At 40.7% G+C, this 23096-nt stretch carries 25 protein-coding genes; 15 read left to right on the top strand and 10 right to left on the bottom strand.

Annotated elements, in window-relative coordinates; genetic code table 11:
• Positions 1-116: 116 nt before the first annotated feature.
• Complete coding sequence (locus C9J47_RS02085) at positions 117-704, top strand: AAA family ATPase (RefSeq protein WP_107252018.1); 588 nt, start codon at positions 117-119, stop codon at positions 702-704.
• Positions 705-1086: 382 nt separating this feature from the next.
• Positions 1087-3384 carry a formate C-acetyltransferase gene (pflB, locus tag C9J47_RS02080; protein WP_107252017.1) on the top strand — a complete coding sequence of 766 codons (2298 nt, stop codon included), beginning with the start codon at positions 1087-1089 and terminating at the stop codon, positions 3382-3384.
• Between the two features lie 198 nt (positions 3385-3582).
• On the opposite strand, the gene C9J47_RS02075 is transcribed toward pflB, so the two are convergent.
• The 3 genes from C9J47_RS02075 to C9J47_RS02065 all read right to left on the bottom strand — a co-directional run bounded on the left by C9J47_RS02075 (position 3583) and on the right by C9J47_RS02065 (position 5376).
• The gene (locus C9J47_RS02075) at positions 3583-3897 is read right to left on the bottom strand and encodes a heavy metal-binding domain-containing protein (protein WP_006228833.1); all 315 of its coding nucleotides are present in this window, start codon (positions 3895-3897) and stop codon (positions 3583-3585) included.
• A 29-nt stretch (positions 3898-3926) separates the two neighbouring features.
• Positions 3927-4436, bottom strand: coding sequence for a GNAT family N-acetyltransferase (locus C9J47_RS02070; RefSeq protein WP_107252016.1), 510 nt, complete (start codon positions 4434-4436; stop codon positions 3927-3929).
• A gap of 193 nt (positions 4437-4629) precedes the next feature.
• Positions 4630-5376 (bottom strand): dienelactone hydrolase family protein, encoded by a 747-nt coding sequence (locus C9J47_RS02065; RefSeq protein ID WP_107252015.1) that lies wholly within the window; start codon positions 5374-5376, stop codon positions 4630-4632.
• Between the two features lie 342 nt (positions 5377-5718).
• Here C9J47_RS02065 and C9J47_RS02060 point away from each other — a divergent pair, with 342 nt between their 5' ends.
• From C9J47_RS02060 to C9J47_RS02050, 3 genes are read left to right on the top strand one after another with little or no spacing between them, the layout of a single operon-like run.
• Positions 5719-6132 carry a FixH family protein gene (locus C9J47_RS02060; RefSeq protein WP_245903254.1) on the top strand — a complete coding sequence of 138 codons (414 nt, stop codon included), beginning with the start codon at positions 5719-5721 and terminating at the stop codon, positions 6130-6132.
• Positions 6122-7378, top strand: a complete 1257-nt coding sequence (locus tag C9J47_RS02055; RefSeq protein ID WP_107252013.1) for a cytochrome-c peroxidase — start codon at positions 6122-6124, stop codon at positions 7376-7378. Before C9J47_RS02060 ends, C9J47_RS02055 begins: the two co-directional genes overlap by 11 nt.
• 30 nt (positions 7379-7408) lie before the next feature.
• A complete protein-coding gene (locus tag C9J47_RS02050) occupies positions 7409-8404 on the top strand; it encodes a hypothetical protein (RefSeq protein WP_107252012.1) in 996 nt (331 codons plus the stop codon).
• 154 nt (positions 8405-8558) lie between these two features.
• Here C9J47_RS02050 and C9J47_RS02045 read toward each other — a convergent pair whose 3' ends face one another.
• The 5 genes from C9J47_RS02045 to C9J47_RS02025 are packed head-to-tail and all read right to left on the bottom strand — an operon-like array spanning position 8559 to position 13240.
• Entirely contained in the window at positions 8559-9608 is a 1050-nt protein-coding gene (locus tag C9J47_RS02045) for an ABC transporter ATP-binding protein (RefSeq protein WP_107252011.1), read from the bottom strand.
• Positions 9609-9628: 20 nt separating this feature from the next.
• Positions 9629-10420, bottom strand: coding sequence for an ABC transporter permease (locus C9J47_RS02040; protein WP_107252010.1), 792 nt, complete (start codon positions 10418-10420; stop codon positions 9629-9631).
• A complete protein-coding gene (locus C9J47_RS02035; protein WP_107252009.1) occupies positions 10407-11354 on the bottom strand; it encodes an ABC transporter permease in 948 nt (315 codons plus the stop codon). Before C9J47_RS02035 ends, C9J47_RS02040 begins: the two co-directional genes overlap by 14 nt.
• Positions 11351-12181 carry an alkaline phosphatase family protein gene (locus C9J47_RS02030; protein WP_107252008.1) on the bottom strand — a complete coding sequence of 277 codons (831 nt, stop codon included), beginning with the start codon at positions 12179-12181 and terminating at the stop codon, positions 11351-11353. Before C9J47_RS02030 ends, C9J47_RS02035 begins: the two co-directional genes overlap by 4 nt.
• Before the next feature lie 9 nt (positions 12182-12190).
• The gene (locus C9J47_RS02025) at positions 12191-13240 is read right to left on the bottom strand and encodes an ABC transporter substrate-binding protein (protein ID WP_107252007.1); all 1050 of its coding nucleotides are present in this window, start codon (positions 13238-13240) and stop codon (positions 12191-12193) included.
• A 691-nt stretch (positions 13241-13931) separates the two neighbouring features.
• Between C9J47_RS02025 and C9J47_RS02020 the strand changes: the two genes are divergently transcribed.
• On the top strand, positions 13932-14150 hold the full coding sequence (locus C9J47_RS02020) for a hypothetical protein (RefSeq protein ID WP_107252006.1): 219 nt from the start codon (positions 13932-13934) through the stop codon (positions 14148-14150).
• A gap of 105 nt (positions 14151-14255) precedes the next feature.
• Here C9J47_RS02020 and C9J47_RS02015 read toward each other — a convergent pair whose 3' ends face one another.
• Positions 14256-15149, bottom strand: a complete 894-nt coding sequence (locus tag C9J47_RS02015) for a GNAT family N-acetyltransferase (protein WP_107252005.1) — start codon at positions 15147-15149, stop codon at positions 14256-14258.
• A 378-nt stretch (positions 15150-15527) separates the two neighbouring features.
• Between C9J47_RS02015 and C9J47_RS02010 the strand changes: the two genes are divergently transcribed.
• The 6 genes from C9J47_RS02010 (at position 15528) to C9J47_RS01985 (ending at position 19654) form a co-directional block, all read left to right on the top strand.
• Positions 15528-16439, top strand: coding sequence for a DMT family transporter (locus tag C9J47_RS02010; RefSeq protein ID WP_107252004.1), 912 nt, complete (start codon positions 15528-15530; stop codon positions 16437-16439).
• 310 nt (positions 16440-16749) lie between these two features.
• On the top strand, positions 16750-17754 hold the full coding sequence (locus tag C9J47_RS02005) for a YeiH family protein (RefSeq protein WP_107252003.1): 1005 nt from the start codon (positions 16750-16752) through the stop codon (positions 17752-17754).
• Between the two features lie 16 nt (positions 17755-17770).
• Positions 17771-18196 (top strand): universal stress protein, encoded by a 426-nt coding sequence (locus tag C9J47_RS02000; protein WP_107252002.1) that lies wholly within the window; start codon positions 17771-17773, stop codon positions 18194-18196.
• A gap of 176 nt (positions 18197-18372) precedes the next feature.
• On the top strand, positions 18373-18675 hold the full coding sequence (locus C9J47_RS01995) for a hypothetical protein (RefSeq protein WP_107252001.1): 303 nt from the start codon (positions 18373-18375) through the stop codon (positions 18673-18675).
• Between the two features lie 11 nt (positions 18676-18686).
• Positions 18687-18872: a hypothetical protein gene (locus C9J47_RS01990; RefSeq protein ID WP_107252000.1), complete on the top strand. Its 186-nt coding sequence runs from the start codon at positions 18687-18689 to the stop codon at positions 18870-18872.
• Positions 18873-19243: 371 nt separating this feature from the next.
• On the top strand, positions 19244-19654 hold the full coding sequence (locus tag C9J47_RS01985) for a winged helix-turn-helix domain-containing protein (protein ID WP_170107413.1): 411 nt from the start codon (positions 19244-19246) through the stop codon (positions 19652-19654).
• Between the two features lie 33 nt (positions 19655-19687).
• Here the strand turns inward: C9J47_RS01985 and C9J47_RS01980 are convergent, their stop codons facing one another.
• Complete coding sequence (locus C9J47_RS01980; RefSeq protein ID WP_107251998.1) at positions 19688-20845, bottom strand: winged helix-turn-helix domain-containing protein; 1158 nt, start codon at positions 20843-20845, stop codon at positions 19688-19690.
• Positions 20846-21090: 245 nt separating this feature from the next.
• Between C9J47_RS01980 and C9J47_RS01975 the strand changes: the two genes are divergently transcribed.
• The 3 genes from C9J47_RS01975 to C9J47_RS01965 all read left to right on the top strand — a co-directional run bounded on the left by C9J47_RS01975 (position 21091) and on the right by C9J47_RS01965 (position 23049).
• Complete coding sequence (locus C9J47_RS01975) at positions 21091-21618, top strand: hypothetical protein (RefSeq protein ID WP_107251997.1); 528 nt, start codon at positions 21091-21093, stop codon at positions 21616-21618.
• Between the two features lie 414 nt (positions 21619-22032).
• Positions 22033-22542, top strand: coding sequence for a GNAT family N-acetyltransferase (locus C9J47_RS01970; protein WP_107251996.1), 510 nt, complete (start codon positions 22033-22035; stop codon positions 22540-22542).
• Between the two features lie 153 nt (positions 22543-22695).
• Complete coding sequence (locus C9J47_RS01965; protein ID WP_011220258.1) at positions 22696-23049, top strand: YkgJ family cysteine cluster protein; 354 nt, start codon at positions 22696-22698, stop codon at positions 23047-23049.
• Positions 23050-23096 lie beyond the last annotated feature (47 nt).

Below are 23096 nucleotides of genomic sequence, written 5' to 3'. Positions count from 1 at the left end.
AAGAGCACTTTAAACTATGAAGTTATAGACAGGTCAATAACAACTTTAGAAATAGCTAATTATTTTCAACTTTTGACTAAGCTTCTTAGATAACAACTCGCTAGTTAGAGGCCGTAATGAAAAAGCAGTTGCAAGTTGTCGTAACGGGTGGTCCCGGTGGAGGCAAAACCACAGCACTGGATCTATTCCGTAGAGAGCTAGGTCATAAAATTGCCGTTGTACCCGAGGCTGCAACCTTGCTCTTTTCCGGAGGAATAACGCGCTCAGATAATGATCAAACACTCAGAATGATTCAGAAAACTATTTTTCAGCTGCAGAAAAATCTGGAGGAAATCCATAAAAAACAATTTCCGGATAGGTTGCTGGTTTGCGATCGCGGGTCACTTGACGGCCTAGCTTACTGGCCTGGTACGGAAAGCGACTTTTTTAAAGATGTAAATTCAACCTTTGACCATGAAATCGCTCGCTATGATGCCGTAATTTTTTTTGAATCTGCAGCAGCCACCGGACATGATATCAGCAGTAACAATCCGGTAAGAAACGAGTCTTCTGAACAAGCAGTTCAATTAGATGAAAAACTGCAGAAGATTTGGTCTAGGCATCCTCACTTCTACTTCGTTGGCACTTCCGAGTCATTTGTCAGGAAAATTATGTTTGGAATAATGACCATAGAAAATGTGATAAACAGATACCATAGATCATAGACAATACCTCTTGTGTTCTAAACAATTATGGCTAGCAAAATACGTATACCGAAGGTAACTTGCTACCACCACAAACGTCATACTTATCCATTGAGTATAAAGCAGTTATATAGAAATAGAACCTCACATCAAATCAATCTATGCACACAGCGCATTCAAAATATGATAAGCATTCATTTTACTCATAGCCGTGCTGGGCATAGTATGCCGTCAACGAAAAGTAGCGATATTAATCAATCAATAACATAACACACCGTATCAATTTTCTCGCTCAGAATACGGCTAGAAATCATCACATCACAGTGGTGGAAAATTTTATGTTATCTGATTTCTACTTATTCAATACACAAAATCTATATAACTCTTATTACGAGGTATAAATATGACAATTCCAACTTCTGAAATGCTTCAAGCATGGAGAGGCTTCACTGTCGGTGATTGGCAAACCGAGGTAAATACTCGTGACTTCATTCAGAGCAACTATACACCTTATGAAGGTGATGAAACTTTTCTTGCCGATGCTACTGAAGCAACCAACACCCTTTGGAATAGCATATTAAACGGTATCAAAGAAGAGAGCCGTACACATGCTCCAGTTGACTTTGATACTGATTTGCCTTCAACCATTACTTCCCATGATGCTGGCTATATCAGCAAAGAGCTTGAGACCATCGTAGGCCTACAAACTGACAAACCATTAAAACGCGCTATCATCGCCAACGGCGGTATTCGAATGGTTAAAAACTCATGTGAAGTATATGGTCGTGAGTTGGATCCAGCCGTTGAAAAAACGTTTACGGATTATCGCAAAACGCATAACAAAGCGTGTTTTGATTTATATACCAAAGACATCATAGCCTGCCGTAGTTCAGGCATTATTACTGGTTTACCCGACGCTTATGGCCGTGGACGTATTATCGGCGACTATCGTCGTATTGCACTTTACGGTATCGACTTTCTAAAAGTAGACAAACAAGAACAGTACAAATCAACTCAGACGTTCCTAGAGCACGGTCAAGATCTAGAAAAAATATTGCGCCTGCGTGAAGAGCTGGCCGACCAAATGCTAGCATTAGAAGACATTCGTACGATGGGCCTTAAATACGACATTGATATGTCAGCCCCTGCTCGATCAGCTCAAGAAGCAATTCAATATACGTACTTTGGTTACCTTGCGGCGGTGAAGTCACAAAACGGTGCAGCAATGTCTCTGGGGCGTACCTCAACGTTCCTTGATGTATACATTGAGCGTGACCTAAATAACGGTTTGATCACCGAGCAGCAAGCGCAAGAGATGATCGACCACTTCATCATGAAGCTACGTATGGTGCGCTTCCTTCGCACGCCTGATTACGACTCGCTGTTCTCTGGCGACCCAATCTGGGCAACAGAAGCGATGGCAGGAATGGGGGTTGACGGCCGCACATTGGTAAGTAAAACCACGTACCGTTACTTGCATACGTTACATACCATGGGCCCAGCACCAGAGCCTAACATGACCATTCTTTGGTCTGAGCAACTGCCTATCACCTTTAAGAAATATGCAGCAAAAATCTCTATTGAGACATCGTCAGTCCAGTACGAAAATGATGATTTGATGCGTGCTGATTTCAATAACGATGACTATGCGATTGCGTGTTGTGTCAGCCCACAGATCGTCGGCAAAGACATGCAGTTCTTCGGGGCGCGTGCAAACTTGGCAAAAGCGCTGCTTTATACCATCAACGGTGGTATTGATGAAAAATCAAAAGTACAGGTTGGCCCTCAAATACCTGCAATTTCAGATGACGTACTTAATTTCGATAGTCTAATACCACGATTTGATGAAATGCTTGATTGGTTAGCAACACAATATGTGACCGCTCTGAACATCATTCACTACTCTCACGACCGTTATAGCTATGAAGCGTCGCTAATGGCGCTGATGGATCGTGACGTCCGTCGTACCATGGCGTGTGGAATCGCGGGGCTTTCTGTTGTGGCCGATTCATTGGCAGCTATCAAGTTTGCTAAAGTCACTCCAATTCGTGACGAAGATGGTATTGCTATCGATTTCAACATTGAAGGTGACTATCCGAAATTCGGTAACAACGACGAACGTGTGGATGACATTGCCTGCGATCTTGTTGAACGCTTCATGAAGAAGATTCAGAAGATGAGCATGTATCGCGAAGCGGTTCCAACCCAATCGATCCTGACTATCACTTCTAACGTTGTTTATGGTAAGAAAACGGGTAATACGCCAGATGGTCGTCGTGCCGGTATGCCTTTCGGCCCAGGAGCAAATCCAGTTCATGGTCGTGACCAAAACGGGGCTGTCGCGTCATTAACATCGGTTTCGAAACTACCGTTTGCTTTCGCGAAAGACGGGATCTCGTACACTTTCTCCATCGTGCCAAATGCACTGGGTAAAGATATGGATACCCAAAAACAAAATCTGGCAGCCTTAATGGATGGTTATTTCCACCACGAAGGCGGTAAAAATGGAGTTGATGTGGAAGGTGGTCAACACCTGAACGTAAACGTGATGAATCGTGAGATGTTGCTTGATGCGGTTGAGCATCCAGAGAAATATCCTCAACTGACTATTCGAGTATCTGGTTATGCAGTTCGTTTTAACTCGTTAACCAAAGAACAGCAGCAAGACGTTATAACTCGCACTTTTACAGATAAGATGTAATACAGCCCAAAAGAGTTACGTCCATATATAAACGCTGATTAAACATTTAGTCATAAGAAAAACGCCTGCACAAAAATCATGTGCCGGCGTTCGTATATATATAAAATTATTCCAACGGTATTTACGTACTGCAAATTTGCTAAATTCTTTGCAATTTATGCTAAGTTATTTAGCAAACATCAAAATAAGCCTAATGAATTAACGTAGTTTAACCGCTGTACCGTAGGCAAGAATTTCTGAAGCACCTTGCATGATTGCACTTGTTGTAAACCTAAGATTTACGATTGCATCAGCGCCTTGCGATTGTGCATCGGCAATTGCACGGTTTAAGGCTTCTTCACGAGCTTCTGTGAGCATTTCAGTATAGCCGCGAATTTCACCACCAAAGATAGTTTTAAAACCTGCCATAATGTCTCGACCTACGTGCTTAGATTGCACAACATTACCCGTAACAACACCCAATGTTTCTGTAATTTCTCGTCCAATAATGTCTGACGTTGTAACACATAACATAATGATTTCCTTTTTTGTTATTCGAATGTTTACAGGGGCATTGCATACAAGCATAAAGCTGGCTGATTATCTGGTTCTTCAACTGTACTTTCAAAGTCGAGCCCCAACTTTTCTAACAGCGCTATAGAGCGCTTATTATCAGCGGTAGTAATCGCAACTAACCGTTCAATCTTCAGGATATTTTTAGCATAGGATTTTAGCGCGACACCCGCTTCATACGCATACCCTTTACCTTCAAATTCAGGTAAAAAACCGTAGCCAATATCGATGTCATTAAGAGAGTCACGCTTTATTAAGCCACTAATACCTAATGCCGTCTTGTCCGATTTTAGTTCAACCATATACAAGCCCATACCAATGCGCTCATACATATTTAATGCACCCGTCAGTAAGTATTTACGAGCATCGTCTATTGTTTGTAAATTCTTATCACCCACAAACTGTAAGAATGAATCGGTGTTATAAAGCCTATAAATAAACTCAGCATCATCTTCTGTTAACCAGCGAATCGTTAATCGTTCTGTTTCTATGATATTCAAATGGGCTCCTCACTCTTTCATCATTCTTAGGGGCATTGCCATAGCATAAACCAGTATGCTCGCAAAATTGTTTACTCACAATCGAATCAATAATTACACTATGATTTTCCCTTATATTAAAAGGATTACGTTTAACGCAACCCTTTTGGCTCGACATCAGAAAATGGCTATTAAATTTGACTAGCAGAGACAGTTATTTAATTTCTGCTAAAAATTCAACAAAACGTGCCCAAGATTTTTGATCGGCTGCTGCTTGATAACGATCGGAACCTTCAACAGTAAAGCCGTGTGGTGCACCACTGTATACAATCATTTCGCTGTCGACATTACTGGCTTCAAGGGCTGTAGAAAGATCTGCAAAATCAGCCATGGTTACAGAGGTATCACCACCACCATGAAACACAAGTACCTTTCCTTTTGTTTTCGCGTAGTCAGCCCCTTCTGGTGTTTTTAATCCGCCATGGAAGGTGACATATGCTTTCATACCTGCACCACTGCGAGCCATTTCAAGTACTGCTGCCCCGCCAAAACAATAGCCCATTGCAACGGTATTATCGGCTTTTGCACCCAATGATGCGGCTTTCTCTAATGCACCATCAAGCAAGCCCAACATTTTTTCTTTATCTTGATATAAAGCGCCTGTTAGCTTTTTCTTTTCTTCTGTTTCTGTGGGGCGTACATCTTTACCAAAGAGATCAGCTGCAAACACCGCATAGCCTTCATCAGTTAGCATACCTACGCGCTTTTTTTCATAGGCGGTAAGTCCATCCCAGTCATGAACCATTAAGATTAAAGGCGCACCTTTTCTTGGGGCCATATAAAAGCCTTCATATTCTTCGCCATTGACTTGATAGCTTACGGATTCTCCTTGTGAAGCAAGCACAGACGTTGATACAAACAATGTTGATAAAAACAATAATGTTACTAGCAGCTTCTTCATCTCATTATCCTTTCACTTATGGGCGACAAGTCGTTTTAGTGTAGTTCACGCGATAAAACCAGAGCTTCTACGTTGGCGTCATGACCTATAAAGTACATATACCACAACACGATTAACTATAATTTAAACACCGACAAACACCCGCAAATAATTACCAATAAAGAGGTAAAAAAAATACCACTTTGTAAATAGGAATATAACTAGTTATTAATACCAAACTTCAACCTTGATATTTATATAAGGCTAGATTGTTATAATTAATCTTAATGCTGAGCTTGATCAATAACGCTATCAATACAATACTTCAAACAATAAATATAATAATTAATAAGCTAGGTTGCTGTGTTGTATAAATATATAATTATTACATTACTCGTATTGATGAACAGCCCATCGATGGCCTCATCAACGCTGCCCGTTATTGTACAAACACCTAAATACAGCATCACCGCAGAACCCACTGAATTTCCTATTGTTTTAAATAAAATTCACTCTTGGATTATTCATATCGATGACACAACAGGGCAACCTGTTCAAGGGTTAGAGTTTCAAATAAAGGGAGGGATGCCCGCCCATCAGCATGGCTTACCGACGCAACCTCTGCTAATTAATGAACCGAAGCCCGGAGAATACATTGTTGATGGCATAAAGTTTAATATGTATGGGGCGTGGATAATCGAATTAATTGATTTAAACCCCAATTCAAAATTCCATCAAAAAATAGAATTTGATCTGGATCATACTAATGCTAAATAAAGCAATGGTGATTGTAGGCTCAGCTATAACAGTGTTATTAATTTATTTAATAACCTATAACCCAGCGCCTGTAATAACAATTTGGACTGATGAGGAATTAGCCATACTTCGCAGCTTGCGCCTTCCAAGTAAATGGGAAATAAATGATCCGTCTAATAACTATTTACTCAATCCGCAGGCTGCATTACTTGGTAAGTTACTCTTTTCTGATACTCAACTGAGCCGCTATCAACAAATCGCCTGTGCGAGCTGCCACCAGCCAGAGCACTATTTCACCCTAGCGGCCAATAGCGATATCTCGTTAGATAAACAAGTACCAACATTGCTGGGTATTGCTAGCTTCAACTGGTTTATGCTGGATGGCAGTGCTGATAGCCTATGGGCACAAGCATTAAAACCACTAGAAAATCATATTGAACATGGCGGCACTCGTACGCAATATGTGCAATACGTGTTAAATCGATATCCACAACTTTACCAGACTGTTTTCGGTAGCCTCCCTGCCCTGCTTATGAATACCATTTTACCAGAGCAGGCCTCTCCGACCAGCCAATACGTAGAAGAACAAAAGAACTGGCAGTGGCTAGGCATTCAAATACAAACGGAAATCAACCGTGTTTACGCAAATATAGGGAAATCATTAGCCGCTTATCAAGCAACCCTATGGCCAAGAGATACTCGGTTCGATCGCTATATCGATCAAGTCACCGAACCATCCAGATCGCCCGATATCGGCGGAAAGCCGTTATTAAGCGAAAACGAAATTGCAGGGCTTAAACTGTTTATCAGCGAACAAGGGCAATGTATTCGTTGCCATAACGGCGCACTCTTCTCGAATGGTGACTTTCACGCGACAACGGTTCCGACGCCTCACCTTTCCGCCCAGAAAGGACGATTTACGGGAGTCGAGCATGCTCTCAAAGACCCATTTAATTGCCTTGGTTACTATAGCGATAGCGAATCAGCACAATGTAAAGAGCTGATTTTTATCAAAAGAGCCAGTGACGAACTAAAGGGCGCTATAAAAGTACCGAGTTTGAGGAACATTGCCGATACCGCCCCTTATATGCATGCAGGACAATTCAGCACACTCACAGAAGTACTCCACTATTACAATCGGGCAGCCACGCCATTCGGGACACATTCAGATTTAGCACCGTTGAAATTATTACCTTACCAACTCAACCAGCTCGAAGTATTTCTTTTAACGTTGTCAGAAGAAAACATCGACGAGCCAACAAGATAATCACAGGTTAGCCCTTTGGAAGAACAGATAATGAACAGAATACAACGAATACGCGCTAAACAATGGCTCTGCATCGTAGCTTCTTTTCCTGCGCTTTGTTTTAGTCAATTTAGCCATGCTCACGTAAGGTGGTTTATTGCAGATGGCACCAATCCAGAGACAAGCCTCCCTTTCGATACCATCTCTTTTGCTATTGTTATCACAACACTCAGCCTTTTTTTGTTTGCAACGATGATCACATACGCTCCCATACTGCCTAACAAACTAAAAGCAGGGCTAACTCAACCTATTGTCACACCACACCCTTGGATATGGTACTTCTTGGTACTCGTCATTAATTGTTATCTTGCAGTTAACCTGTTACTGGGGGAGTTTCTTGCTCCAAACCTCTACTTATCACCTCAACTTGCGTTGTATGGCGTTATCATTCAGGCGTCGGCAATCGTGCTAATGGCTGTATCGGTCAGCCTAACAGGCGTCGCGATTGCACTAACATCACTCGCTCTATTCATTTTCTTTCCTTTTTTTATCGCGTTTGATTACCTCTTTGAATTCTTATTTGTTGGTCTGTCGCTTATCTTCATTGGCCCCAGCTTAAACAATAATGACTACCGCCTATGCAAGTATTGGAATCAAGACAAAGAACAATGGCGCAGAATCGCAGTCCATCTAGTCCGTATAGGGCTAGGGCTCCAATTACTAGAATTAGGTATCCACAATAAGTTAATGCTTCCAGGTATGGCATTGGCTTTCATCAACCAAAACGACTATTACAATTTCTTCCCGCTGCTTAGCCTCCCACAAATTAGTAATCTGCATTTTGTTGTTTTTGTCGGTATCAGCGAAGTCATTCTTGGACTAATACTTATAGTCAACCTTGCCAACCGGATCATATACGGTCTGTTGCTGGCTATATTTATGACAACCTTTTTACTTTCGGGATTAGAAGAGCTTGTCGGTCACATGCCGATTATAACGATCCTCTTTATTTTGTTTCTCGAAGCTGGGAGACAAAAACCAGCTTGATCAGTAAAGAAGAATGCCAACCCCACTAATTATCTCTATTTTTCAAACAGATGATGTGAAAACGCCAACAATTACGTTGGCGTTTTCAATACTAAACAGAACTGTAAAATCTCACATTAAGACAGCATGATTAAAGCAGAGGCACCCACGCTAATTACGCCACTTCTTGCATCTCGTTTTTATTAAACATCAACTCAAGTTTGGTGCCTTGTTCGAATAAACGCTCTGATGAACGGTTCAGCATATCAACAATAATGCTTGGCGTTGGTGCAACGTTTGGTTGTTGTGTTTCATCTTGAGAAAGCACAACCTGATAACGAATCACATTGCCTAATAATTGATGGCTAACCACATTCGCTAATACCGGGGCTGAAATATGCTCACCATACTGACGACCCGCTTCACGTACATAGATAGATTCTGGTCTAATTGCGAGTTTTCCATTAATCGACATACCGAAAATATCGTGCACTTGTTTTGCACCCAGTAAATTGTAATTTCCCATAAAACTGGCTACAAATTCACTCGCGGGCTGGGTATATATTTCTTCCGCTGTGCCGCTTTGTACAATCTCACCTTTATTCATCAAGAAGATACGATCTGACATCGTTAAGGCTTCTTCTTGATCGTGGGTAACAAAAATAGTGGTTAGGTTCATCTCTTTTTGAATGGTTCGGATTTGCTCACGTAAGTGCTTACGAATACGTGCATCCAATGCTGATAAAGGCTCATCCAATAGTAGAATTCTGGGTTTAACCACCAATGCGCGCGCTAAAGCAACACGCTGGCGTTGCCCACCAGACAATTGATGAGGATAATATTGCTCACGCCCATTTAGCTCAACCAACTCAATCACTTTGTCTACTTGCTGTTTTAAATCAGCCGCTGACACTTTCTGCATTTTCAAGCCAAATGCAATATTGTCCCATACGGTCATATTGGGAAATAACGCATAGCTCTGAAACACCATACCAATGCCACGCGTTTGCGGCGCTGCATGGGTAATATCTTCACCTTTAACAATGATATTACCGTTATCAACATCATTCAGGCCAGCAATACAACGTAATAGTGTCGATTTACCGCAACCACTCGGGCCAAGCAAAGTAACAAACTCACCCTGTTTAATCGTCAAGTTAATACCTTCAAACACAGTATTTTGACCAAAGCGTTTACTTAAATTTGAAACTTCAACGTAATTCATGGTTCAATTTTCCCTGTGTTCTAACGGCTAAAGCGCGTTGCTAACCACGTTAGAAATAACGTGAAAAAGAAATAAGACATCACCAACGCAGAGGTAAAGTGACCACTGGTTTGGCGCATGTTGTAGAGATAAACCTGTAAGGTTTCAAAGCGCGTTCCGACCAATATATTGGCGAAAACAAATTCCCCAAGTAGAAAAGAGAACGATAAAAACAACGACGCTAACAACCCTTTACGAATATTGGGCAATACAATCGAGACAAAGGCACGGGGTGTGCTTGCCCCCAGTAAATGAGCTGCATCCATCAAATCACGCAAATTGATCCCTTGCAGGCTGTTTGCTAGGGCGCGATACATAAACGGTAATGCAATGGTGAAATACGTACCAATTAACACCCATGGTGTACCCACGATCGGAATTGGACCATCAGCATAGAGCTGTAATAACCCCACCGAAGATACAACCGGTGGTACGGCAAATGGCAGTAATATCAGTAAATTCATCCAACTATCTAATCGTGGGAAATAATAAAACACCACAAAAATAGTCGGAATAATTAATGCGCAACTCACCGCTAACGAAATAAAGCAGAGCAATAATGAGCGACCAAACGCTGCTAGAAATCGAGGGTCTTGCCACAGTTGTAGATACCAATCAAACGTAAAGCCATCAGGAGTAATGGTTGCACCCCATCGTTGGGCTAGTGAATACACTAACGTCGCAATAACAGGAATGGCAAGTAGCGAAACTAAGCCATATACCACTGTTTTATGATAGGTCGTCGCACTCATTTTTAAATTAACGTTTTGCATGGTAGCTCCTTTTCAGCAACCATTGATTTATCGCTGTTACGAAGCCCAGAATGATCATCAGTAACACCGATAATGCCGCGGCTAAGTTAGGTTCAAGGAACAAATCACCCGATACTAAACTCGCGATACGAATTGTCACTAAGTTGTAATTACCCGTTGTTAACGCATAAGCGCTGGCATACGCCCCCATCGCGTTAGCAATTAGAATAATCAACGTACCCAGTAATGCTGGCGATAACACAGGTAAAGCGATGTGTAACCAATAGCGCCATTTATTCGCGCCCAATAACGCCGCCGCTTCTTCCCAATCATTACGCAGGGCATCAAAGGCGGGGTACAGCAACAGCATGGCTAGAGGAATTTGGAAATAAATATAAATAAACGTTAAGCCCGTTTTAGAGTACAAATTGAAATCGTCAATCCAACCCCATTGCTTTAACAGCAAGGTAATGGCGCCGTTAAAACCAAGAATAATCACGAAAGCAAATGCCAGCGGCACCCCGCTGAAGTTGCTCGCCATATTCGTAAAGGCCACTACCCAATCTCGTATTTTACAATCCACCCGTCGTAACGATGCAACACCAATCGTCGCAATGGCTAGGCCCACCACGCTCGACCACATCGCAATCGACATGCTGTTACCAAAAGACTGCAATAAAAAATCAGACTCAAAAATTTCATGGTAGTGTTCAACCGACCACGATTCATCGTAAATAAAACTGTTAACGAATACCCATATCATTGGCGCAAGTTGGAAGAAGAAAAATACCACACTGAATGGCAGCAATAATAACGCCGGACGCCAGTGCTTATAGTGCGATTTATACCGCGGTTTAAACAGTGGCTTAAAGCGTGATGCCACCTGAACAGTACTAACGGTTGCACCATTGCTTGGCTTCTTGGCAGAAGAAGCCGTTGAGATTAATTCACTCATTTTGACCCTGCTAATAACATCTTACAGCTGGCTTTATCGTGATGTTCTATACCCAATAAATCACACACTAAACCACAAATTTCAGTCTGTTTCGGAGGCTCAATATTTTCGACAACATTACGGTGTGCAAACTGGCTTCCTATTACAAACATCGGTACTTCACGCTCTTCTGCTAATACACCACCATGGCTACGGTCGTTATTCATACCATGATCGCTGGTTACAATAATTTGATAACCTTGATCTATCCATTGCGGAACAAAACGCGACAAATAAATGTCTGCATAACGCGCTGAATTACGATATTGCGATGAATCCAAACCAAACTTATGCCCGGTATCATCAATGTTCATCGGATGAATCAAGAGAAAATTAGGATTGTACTGACGGCGCAAATACTCGGCGTCCAAAAACAAATGCTCGTCGGGGTAATGATCTGAATGGTAAAAACAGCCATGCTGAATATTAAACGTTTCATCATTTGTTACGCGGTCACGAATAGCATCATACGGTGCTCGGTTATACAGTTCACTCATCCAGTGATAAGCCGCTGCCGCTGTAATTAATCCAGCGTCTTTCGCTAAGCTAAATACACTACTATGATGAGATAAACGCACGACTTCGTTATTCACAATACCGCTTTCAACAGGACGCTTACCCGTTAAAATACACTCATATAACGGGCGTGACATAGATGGTAGCTGTGCCTGTACTTTATACAACGTGGCTTGATGGGTTTCGATTAAACCGTTTAGGTAGCCCATGCAATCATGAGCTACCTGATAGTTCAGTCCATCAAGCACAACAAGAATCACCTTATTGCGCATATCAACCTCTTACTGCATGTGAATTAGAACGTTTTCTTGCCATTGGCGCGGCAATTTGCGGGCTGTTTTTTCCCAACGCTCAAAGTCTGAAATTGGCTTTGCATTAGCATATTGTTCGTTAGGCAATAACTTGGCTTTCACATCATCAGGCAAAGTGATTGATGAACGGATAGGACGCGCATAGCCACGTGCTAAGTTAATCTGTCCTTCATCACTCAGAATATATTCACGTGCCAACTTGGCAGCATTAGGGTTTTTCGCAAACTTATTGATGATCGTGGTGTAGCCCGAGATAACGGAGCCATCAGAAGGAATAACAACCGTAAAGCGAGAACGGTCGATTTGGTCACGGTAGTTCAAGGCATTGAAATCCCACATTATACCCACTTCAACTTCACCTTTTTCAAGGTTAGCGATACTTGGGTCATTCAGTGATAAACGGCCTTGCTTTGCCAGCTCACCAAATAGCTGTAGTGCGGGTTTAATGTCTTGCTCATTACCACCTTTCGCAAAGGCTGCCGCTAATACTGCATTGTTTGCTTGCGCTGCAACACCTACGTCACCCACGGTGACGCGATATTGCCCTTTCACTAAATCATCCCAGCTTTTAGGGGCATCTTTAACGAGGTTATTATTGATAATGAAAGCGATTGTGCCTGTATATGCAAGCATCCAATGGCCATCTTTATCTTTCGCCCAATCTGGAATGTCTGCCCAAGTAGTCGGTTTATAAGGTTGAGTTACCCCTTTCTTCACAGCTACTCGACCGAAGGCAAAGCCCACATCGCCAATATCTGCGGTCGCATTTTTTCTCTCAGCAGCGAACTTCGCAATTTCTTGTGCCGAGCTCATGTCTGTATCTTGGTGTTTCAAACCATAGGTTGATGCCATATCAGCCCAAGTATCTTTCCAGTTTGCCCAGCCATCAGGCATACCGACACTATAAACTTGCCCTTCTTTTTGAGCCGCTTTAATTAATTGTTCAACATTGGGTTGAGCTTGTGCAGCCGTGCTTACTGTAAGAGCAGCAAAAGTAAGGCCAGCAATAAGTTGTTTCATTGGTTTCCATCCTCTGGACTAGGTCAGTTTTGTTGAGGTGGATATTAGAGGGCATTTATGACAGTGCTGATTCACACTGATGACAGTTATGAAAAGAAAATATGACGTTTAGATGACGGGGACTCATATTCACAGATACATTATGGGTAGCTTAGGTACAGATATAGATTGGAAGATTATTGATTGTGAATGCGAGCATTGGCGGCACGATGCCGTGATGATTTGTATTGATAGTGCCAGTAATATCTAGCTTTACATAATTAACATTTACTTCAGTAAGCACAGTTGATAGCTAGTTGCTATCAACGCGCAAACATAAACTATGTCATCAATACTAAAGCTTACGCTAAAATCAGAAATGGAAAACCAATCCATAATACCGTTGCCATTGAAAACCAAATAATATACGTCACTTTAAACGACATGCTGAGCCTTACTATTGTTACTATCTATAGAAGTAGATTACGCGAGTAAACCAACAAGAAAAATTCAATAATGTTTAAAGAGACAATCATGAATATTGAATAAAAACAGTGGGAAATGTGAAGAAATTACGCGGGAATGTATGATGGATAATTTGTCTATTTGAGGCATTTTCACTCCTTCCATTGTAGAATGAAGTCATAATAGCTTGCACTTTATTTTTTACTGATTGCATATTTCACGCTGATATTTTAAAAGGCTAAAACCCATGACTCAAGCACAACACCCAATAATCAAAGTTTTCAAAATACTGCACATCATTGGATTAGTTCTATTTATTGCTGGCACGATAAGTCTTTTCATGACAGATATTGGGCAGAATGTAACAGGTATGGTCGTGATCAGTAGTTTGATTGGTTTAGGCTTAGTACTAATTTCCCCTTTTCCTATTGCTTTGGTTTTCCAGTGGGCAAATAACAATAAATAAAACACAAAAAACGAGCGGATAAGCACATCCGCTACATGACTATCGCGTGTATTAAATTCATATAACAACACATATCTCAATGTCTAAACAAAACGGTATAGATTGCTACCCCAACTCAAACGTCGTAATACCAAAGATTTTATTATTATCAATATTGGGTAACCCTTTTTGATACATTCTCATGGTGGCGAATACAACACTCATCTTTTCTTGCTCAGCTATTTTGACCGCTTCTTGATTAATTTCAGGTACATCGAGTAATACTGTTTCCCCTTCGATATCGACCTGAACCGCGTTTAATAACTGTTGGGCTATCTCGGCATTATCAGCAAATAAAGGACCAATTTTGTACCCTTCAAGGCAACAACGCCTGACAACATATCCCTTAATTTTACCATCTGCAGTGTAGAACAATGATTTTGCCTGAGGTTGTGTAATCCAATGCGTTAAAAAGTTGTTTCTTGGTGCAGGAAAGCACTGACGGTCATAAACGAAAACCTGCTGTAAATCATCATTCGTAATAGGTTTGGTATAGATAGGATTAAATAATTTTGCCGATGCCGTAAATTGATAACGGCGATTTTCATAAAAGGGAACATAACCTATGCGCTGATAAATCTTCACGTTTTCTAATACACCATCTATACCGATATTGCGGTCACCACAATATGCTAGGCGATGTTTTGTTAACGCTAATCCATAACCCTTGCCGCGATACTCTGGGGAGACAATATATAACCCACAGAAAGCAAATTGATCATCATAAATAACCGCACTGCCTACCGCGATGATTTGATCATCAAGCTCACCAACAAAAAAACCATTGGGATCAGCATGATAAAAGGTCGAAGCATCATTTATCCCTGGATTCCACCCTTCTTTTCCTGCCCAATTAACCGCAAGCTCGACGTCATCTGCTGTCATGGTTCGAATAATGAACTTATTATGATTGAACTGGTTCTTAACGAATCTGCTATTAATGTTGTTGTTGTCAGCCATATTTAACCTCACTGTTATGCAGAAGCCTTTTTGCTATCAGTAATAACTATATACCTCATGCCGAACCATAACGAGATTGCAAGAAAACAGCGCCAAATAAAGAACTATCTGTATGACCAGAAGGAAATAAACTCACTTTAAAAATACGCCACGTACGCATAATATTATCTATTTATCATAAATATAGAAAATATTTCTATATTTTACTTAAAGGTGGAATATTTTTCTAAATACATTCTTATAAGCCTGCATCTTAGTAAGTTATTCCCCAGTGAAGCACGTATATTACCCACATGTTTACTGCAAGCCACAATATTAAACCACTATAAAAACAAGGCTATACGTCAGCGTAGCTGAGAATTAAAACGGATATTAACTATGAATAAGAAACACCTTCCACTGCTATTATTTTGCTCTGTATGCTTTATTTGGGGAACCACGTGGTTAGCTATGGAGATCGCTGTCGATACTATTCCACCCATTTTTGCAACGGGTTTACGCTTTCTGATTGCGTCACCCATTTTAGTTTTGCTGTCGAAGATCTTTAATCAACCACTGCTTTTTCCGAAAGGTAAAAATAAATGGATCGCCATTGTGGCTGTGTTCTATTTCGCGATTCCTTTCACCTTAATGATTGCGGGTGAAATGTACATTTCATCAGGATTAGCCTCGATTATTTTCGCTAACATGCCCATTGCAGTGATGATCACATCAACCCTATTTTTGGGTTTGCGTCTTGCCATTCATCAATTTATTGGACTTTTTATTGCGGTGATCAGCCTCTTCATTATTCTATCGAACGAGTTAGGGATCGGAGGTGATAATTTACTGATTGGCTCTGGGGCATTGGGACTCGCAGTTGCTATTCACGCTGTAATGTATGTGATGGTGCAGAAGCACTGTAAAGATATTCAAGTCATTACCTACAACGCATTACCCAGCTTCGTGGCTGCTATCTTGTTATTTATCACCTCATCAGCATTTGAAAATATAGACGTACAGGCTTTCTCTTCATCATCACTAATGGCAGTAGGCTATTTAGGTATCTTCGCCAGTGTGGGCGGTATTGTGGCGTACTTTAAACTTGGGCAGATTTCGACACCCTTTACGGCATCAATCTGTTTCCTCATTTTCCCGTTGGTTGCTTTAGCACTTTCTGCTGCGACATCTGACACTGTTATTTCAGAACAATCGCTCTTAATGTTATTGCCTTTACTAAGCGGAATCTTACTGACTAAAGTACCGTTAAGGAAATTTAAAGCAACCCGTAAGCTGGTCACCAGTGCTTAATAGACCAGAGTTCTAATAAAAATGCTCTGATATCACTGTATATCAGAGCATTCGAACGATTCGGTATCTTACATATGGCGACATTAATACCTATCACAAATTTCCTTCTCGCAATCAAACAAGTCATCACTCATTTTGTAAAACATATCTGTCCCTATTTAGTTCAATAACCACTTATCAATAGACATCATAAAGTTAACAAATAACCATGGCGTTAAATAATATTTAACCACCATTTAAATATTATAAGTTTTTCTTAAACACCAAAGTACCTTAGTATCCACTCCGTTCAGAAACTAAGGATATATCCATGAAGTATTTAAGCGGATTACTTATAACGTTTGTTATGGGTATCGTATCGTTCCAACTTGCAGATCTTCAATTCTGCAAAGACTACCAATTAAGCCCTCTCGTTATCTGTATCGTTCTTGGGATGATCATCGGTAATGTCTTCCAAAAATCAATCCCGCAGGGCAGCCAGATTGGCATCAAATTCAGTCAACAGAAGCTTCTACGTCTTGGTATTATCCTTTATGGCTTCTTCATTACTTTTCAGCAGATTATTGCTGTCGGTATGACAGGCTTGATTGTTGATGTAATCATTATTGCCACAACCTTCATTGGCGGTTCGTGGCTAGGCATGAAAGTTCTTGGTCTAGATAAAGAAACAAGTATGTTAACTTCGGCTGGCTCTGCAATATGTGGCGCAGCAGCAATACTCGCTGCTGAACCCATTGTGAAGTCTAAGCCACACCAAACAGCAGTAGCAGTAGCAACAGTAGTAATTTTCGGAACGATTGCTATGTTCCTGTTCCCTGTGATTTACACAAGCTTTGGCATCGATGCTCAGACGATGGGTATATTCACTGGCGCAACGATTCACGAAGTTGCTCAAGTTGTCGCTGCTGGTAACACTATGGGTCAAGATGTTGGGGTGACATCTGTAATCGTTAAGCTAACTCGCGTTATGTTGCTTGCGCCATTCTTAATTGGCCTAAGCGTATATCTATCCAAGTCAGATAAAAACTCTGGCGAGGAAAAGGCTAAGATTACAATCCCTTGGTTTGCTGTGTTCTTTGTCGTGATTGCAGGTATTAACTCTTTTGACCTAATACCACAAGAAGTAGTGTCTGTACTAACCAAAGCCTCTGTGTTCTTCCTTACTATGGCTATGGGTGCTTTAGGCATCGATACCAATATCGCAAAGATTCGTGGCGTAGGTATTAAACCAATCCTACTCGCGGCTATCTTGTTTGCTTGGCTTATCTTTGGTGGCTACGGTATTACCGTTGGCGTTCAAAGTATCTTTAACTAATTTGGAGTAAAAAAACATGCACTATAAACACGTAATGTTAGCCGTTGGTTTGGATATGGACGCTAGCTCTTTAGTATACAAAGCAGAAGAAATAGCAGTATCGAATGGTGCGAAGTTAAGCATAATTCATGTAGACATGGATATTGCCAGCTTTTATGACGGTATTCTAAGTGTTGACTTAAGTGAGCATGAAGATGCAGTCCATCATAATTCAGTTGCCATGATGAGGAAGCTACTTGATGGCTTAAGTACTCCAATTCATAAGCACCTGCTTTACTCTGGCACCATAGAAGATGAGGTTTATCGTGGTGTGATTGAAAATAACGTTGACCTATTAGTAATGGGTCATCACAAATCAAACATGCTGACCCAAATGTTTTTATCTCCATCTGAACCATTAGTACGAGCAATGCCTTGTGACTTGTTACTACTAAAACTTTAATTCACGAGTTGCTGCCTCTTCCTGTCTTTTAATCGGCAGTCCTACTATCGGGGGCAGTGACTCACCACCGAGTTAGTTGCAATCTCTGAACACTTTTGCAGCAAACAGTAGCCGTCCATAAGGGCGGCTTCTTTAATTTCATCGGTAATACCAACCTAAATAAGTTGAGAACAAAAATGATGTTAGGTCAAGCAAAGCAAACTCACCCCCACACGATTAAAGAAATTGACGAACTTAAGTACGGATTAAAAATTAGTTATACCAATGACGGTTTCTTTATGGCTGAATCAGAGCGTGTATCGTTTACATCGAATCAAGCTAACGTCTATCTTTCTGAGGTCATTGATATAGAAACTCGCGCCAAAGCATTCGCAATAAAAGACACCAATGGAAGAATATCATTTGATATTACGCGTGGTGACTTCGGCACTATCCGAAACACATTAAACCTAAGAGTTGTTAGTCTAGAGCTATCATAAAGGGCAGGTACATGATGATGGATGCAAAGCAAAAAACGTTAAAAGAAGATAGAGAAAGGCAGAAAGTATTAAAGCTACTTGCTGATACAAACAAAGCGATATATAACAAGAAATGGCAATCATGGCAGTGTCTACTAATACCGATATTATCAATTATGGGATGTTTAATGTTAGCCATAATATGGTCACTGATTTAATGAATAAAAGCGTAGGCTTCGTCAGCAACCACGATGAACCTTTTCGGATAAATTGATAACAATGCAATCTCTTGCAACAAAACGAATACGACAGCCTCGCTAAAATATTTGATAAAACCGTCACAAACTTTCAGTGGCTATCAGTCATAATGAAGCGCTAATATCTCTACTACGAACCTCTGTGGTGTAGGAAAATGCAAAACAATAGGTCAGTTAGCCTATTTGACGTAATCGGTATTTTACGTACCGAATGTTGAGGTGAACAGAAACAAACAGACCTCTCGGACATTCACTCGCATGATAACAGGGTGAATTTACGATGCGTTTAGAGTATGATTCAACAGTGTTTAAACACTTCTTATGTGACGTATATGCTTGAACTACCTGTAGTAACAGCCAAAAATTATATAATCGAATGTATTATTAATAGGGTTTATGCTGACGGACTTTTTTTACCAAATCAGAAAGAGCTGTCTGGAATTATTGGGGTTAGTCTTTGTACTTTAAGAAATGCCCTTAAAATGCTAGAAGCTGAAGGGTGGATAAAAATAGAACACGGCAAGGGTACACTTGTTCTCCCCTTTATGTCATACGCGACCTTGATAACAGCAACATCTCGTATAGCGCATATGAAAGGTGATGAATTAAGTAAAAAGATATATCAAGATGCATCGGATATAAAACTGCGCCTTGAGCAAAAAATAGACCATTGTAATCTTGTACATCAACTCTTCTTGAATGATTTAAAGAAAATAACATCGGCGCTTAATGTGGACTCTTAAAGGATGTATTGGAGCAAGTATGGGTAAATGACTTTAGACAGTATGGGTAGATACTTTCTGAATCGCATAATGATGACATTGGTTAAACTGAGCAAACGCTTGAAGCTTTTCCTCTAAAGCAGTCATAAAAGTTTCTTTTTCATTCACTGACGGTTCAATGAATAAGTGAATCACATTGAGTATGTTGGTTTGTTTATCAACCTTACAATCCGCCCTCGCAACTAACTTCCCATTCCACAAAACCGGTAAACAAAAATAACCAAACTGACGTTTGGCGGCAGGGACATAACATTCAAGAAAATATTTAAAGTTAAAAATAGATTGTGTTCGCTTTCGCTGAATAAGCAAGTTGTCGAATGGAGACAGAATGTGAACTTGTTTTTTATTTAGTCGCTTGTCGAGTAAAAATAAGGCATCACAGCAAGCAAAATAAACAGACTCATTAATGATTACTTTTTTGATATCGCCACTTTCAAGTAACATATTCAACGCTTGGCTAGCCAGCGTTTTAATATTTTTAAGTAGGTAGGTAATTTCAGCTAGGTTTCCGAAGCCATGAGCTCTTAAGTAACTCAATACTAAAAATTGCCCATACTCTTGCTCTGTAGGTATTGAGGTATCTACATCATTTGGTAATACTCGCTGCGTTAAGTCATAGACCTTATGAAAATTTTTACGCTCAGCGATCATGAGATCCCCCTGCATGAATAAAGTTTCTAAGGCTTGTTTAGTTGGTTTACTGCCCCACCCACTCGTTTTATGACTTTTAGAGACAAAGTCTTTCGCCATTAATGGGCCTTCACTCTCTATTCGCTTAAGAACATCTGCCATCAGTTTGTGATCTTTCTTATACCAATGGCTTTGTTGACCCAATTTGAACGCCGTCTTACGAGGTAGGCTAAATCGATAATCCTTCATTGGCAGGTAAGAGGCAGCATGCGACCAATACTCAAATACTTTTTTGTCTGCAACGAGCTGATCAAGGTGAGCAACCTGATATCTGGGGTTTCGACTCCAAAGTGTATGGTGATGTGCGCGTTGAACGACTGATATGGTATCTATCTGCACATAACCTAAGCGCTCAAAAACGTTTAAGGTTTCTGAATACGCGCTACCTTTTAGCGACTTTGTTGAAATACATTGTGAAAGCAACACAAGCTTTCTCGCCTGAGGTAAAGAGAGTGCTCTCATATTGCATTTCCTCATGAGTTAGGATTGCCACTAATAACTCTTCAGCCGGATTACCCAGTAGTATAGATGCCATTGGTTGAAAGAAATGTGGCTTAAAACGCAAAGCAGCCAAGTGTGCAGTAAACGAAGCATTTGGGATTCCCTGCTGATTTAAAACTGCATCAGCAACCTCTCCCCGTAAGAGTCTGGTAGCATAGTGAGGTGATCTCAGATCGTTGAATTCAATGTTAAGCCAAGGGAGAGTTATGAGCATATCTGAAATAATTTCGATAACTGCAATTGTTGTTGCTCTAATAACATTTATTGGAACAAATATTTGGAATTACAAAAACCATAAGAAAGACTTAAAAAAGGATACTCTTCTTAGTATCTCTGGTGCTCTTAATAGGCAGACTCAATTAATAATCAAAATGGCAGATTCCAATACGGAACAATCGGAAATAAACAAAATTCTGTCAGAAAATGAGTATATTTTTGGTCAAATGTATACAGCAGCAGATTCAGATACATCAAAGGCAGTTTTGGCTTACTTATCTGATTTAGCGGAAACGTTTTTTGAACTTGGTTTAAAAAAGCAAAACCCTGACAGCGACCAGATTGAAGTTTTTCTGTTCGCAATCGAAAAGCACTCAGAGCATATGAGGCAGATACCAAAGGTTATAGCTGTTCTAAAAAATGAGTTAGGTATCAAAGGCGGAGTCCTTGAGCTAGAGAATGCGATAAGCTCTGGTTGTGATCGTATAAACAAAAAAATATCTTCATTGCTTAATTAACCGTGATTGGCCTAATCTGGTAGCCTGAGGGTATCTAACCCTCAGCCCCTACACAACGGCATCATTTACGGTGATCATTAAATCACTTGGCTTCGTTGTCTTGTGCCAACTTGCCTCTGACCTACGCCTCATATGATGCTCTTGTTCATCAGTTCGCAGTTTTGCTAGCGACTTCCTTTAGATCATCCCTCACTTAAAAGCCCTTGCCATTCGCTAGTAGTTAACATTTAATATCAAACAGTTGAATATTAAGTGGTAATTTTCCTACAGAGGGCTTTCACCTCATTAGTTCATGGCCATGCTGAGCATACACAAATGTGTTAACACTATGCTTATAACATTCGGCATTTTGGGGTTAAAGTATAATAGTTTTTGAATGTGCACTGTTAGCATGTGTTATGTACTAAGGTAAATATGGAAATAGTCCTAGCAGATATCAGATATTTAAAAGCATTCGAAAGCTATGTTGATGAATGCGTCGATGATGGAATCGATGGTTATGAATCAGCCCTTGATAATTATCAGATTTATCTCAAGAAAAGGATAGCTTATTCAGAAGGTAACGAATTACCTGACGGTTGGCCCCCAACCTCAACATTTTTTTGTGTTCGAGGTATTGAGATTCTTGGTGCAATACGAGTTCGGCATGGTATTAATCCATATATCGAGAATGTAATCGGGCATATTGGCTATGAAACGAAACCTTCAGCCAGAGGCAAAGGTATCGCAAAGTTCATGTTGTCTTGGGTTCAAGACAATGTATTAACTGAAAATGCAATTATCACGTGTGATTCTACTAATGTAATATCACGTAAAGTAATAGAGAGTTGTGGTGCAATATACCTCAATCAATTCTACTCAGAAAAAGAGAATCGAGAAGTTCTCAGGTATCAAGTCGGGCGTACACAAAAAACATCACGTTGACGCGTTTAACTCCGCAGTTATGGTATGTGGTGTGCCTGGAGAATTCGTAGTGGTGCAACTTATGCTCAGCGGTAAATTTAAAGGCATTGTCAAAACTCGAGTGAATTTGGTGTAGAATTATATAGTCGTGAACTGCACAAAAGTTAGGTATGAATGAACAATAACCGAGAGATAATCGCGCTTCTACGCGAGCGTATTCCGTCGTTCGAATGCGTGCCAGGGTGCCACGATTGTTGCGGACCAGTAACGACGTCTTCGGAAGAAATGTCGCGCCTGCCAGTGAAAACGGACGCAGAACATGAAGCTGCATTAAATGAGTTTGATTGTGTACACCTAGGTCCTAAGGGTTGCACTGTGTACGGGGAACGACCATTGATCTGCCGATTGTTTGGCACAACACCGCGTATGCCCTGCCCAAATGGTTGTCGGCCAGAAGTGATGATTGACTTGAAAACCGAGCGTCAGATCCATCATTACATCAGGAACACACGACAAGTGTTGGTGTAGAACAGATAAGGATATGTGTCGCGAAGCCGACACATATCCGAAGTTTT

Origin of the sequence: Photobacterium indicum (assembly GCF_003026215.1) — a bacterium.
GTDB lineage: Bacteria > Pseudomonadota > Gammaproteobacteria > Enterobacterales > Vibrionaceae > Photobacterium > Photobacterium indicum.
This window is presented reverse-complemented; position numbering and strand designations above follow the sequence as displayed.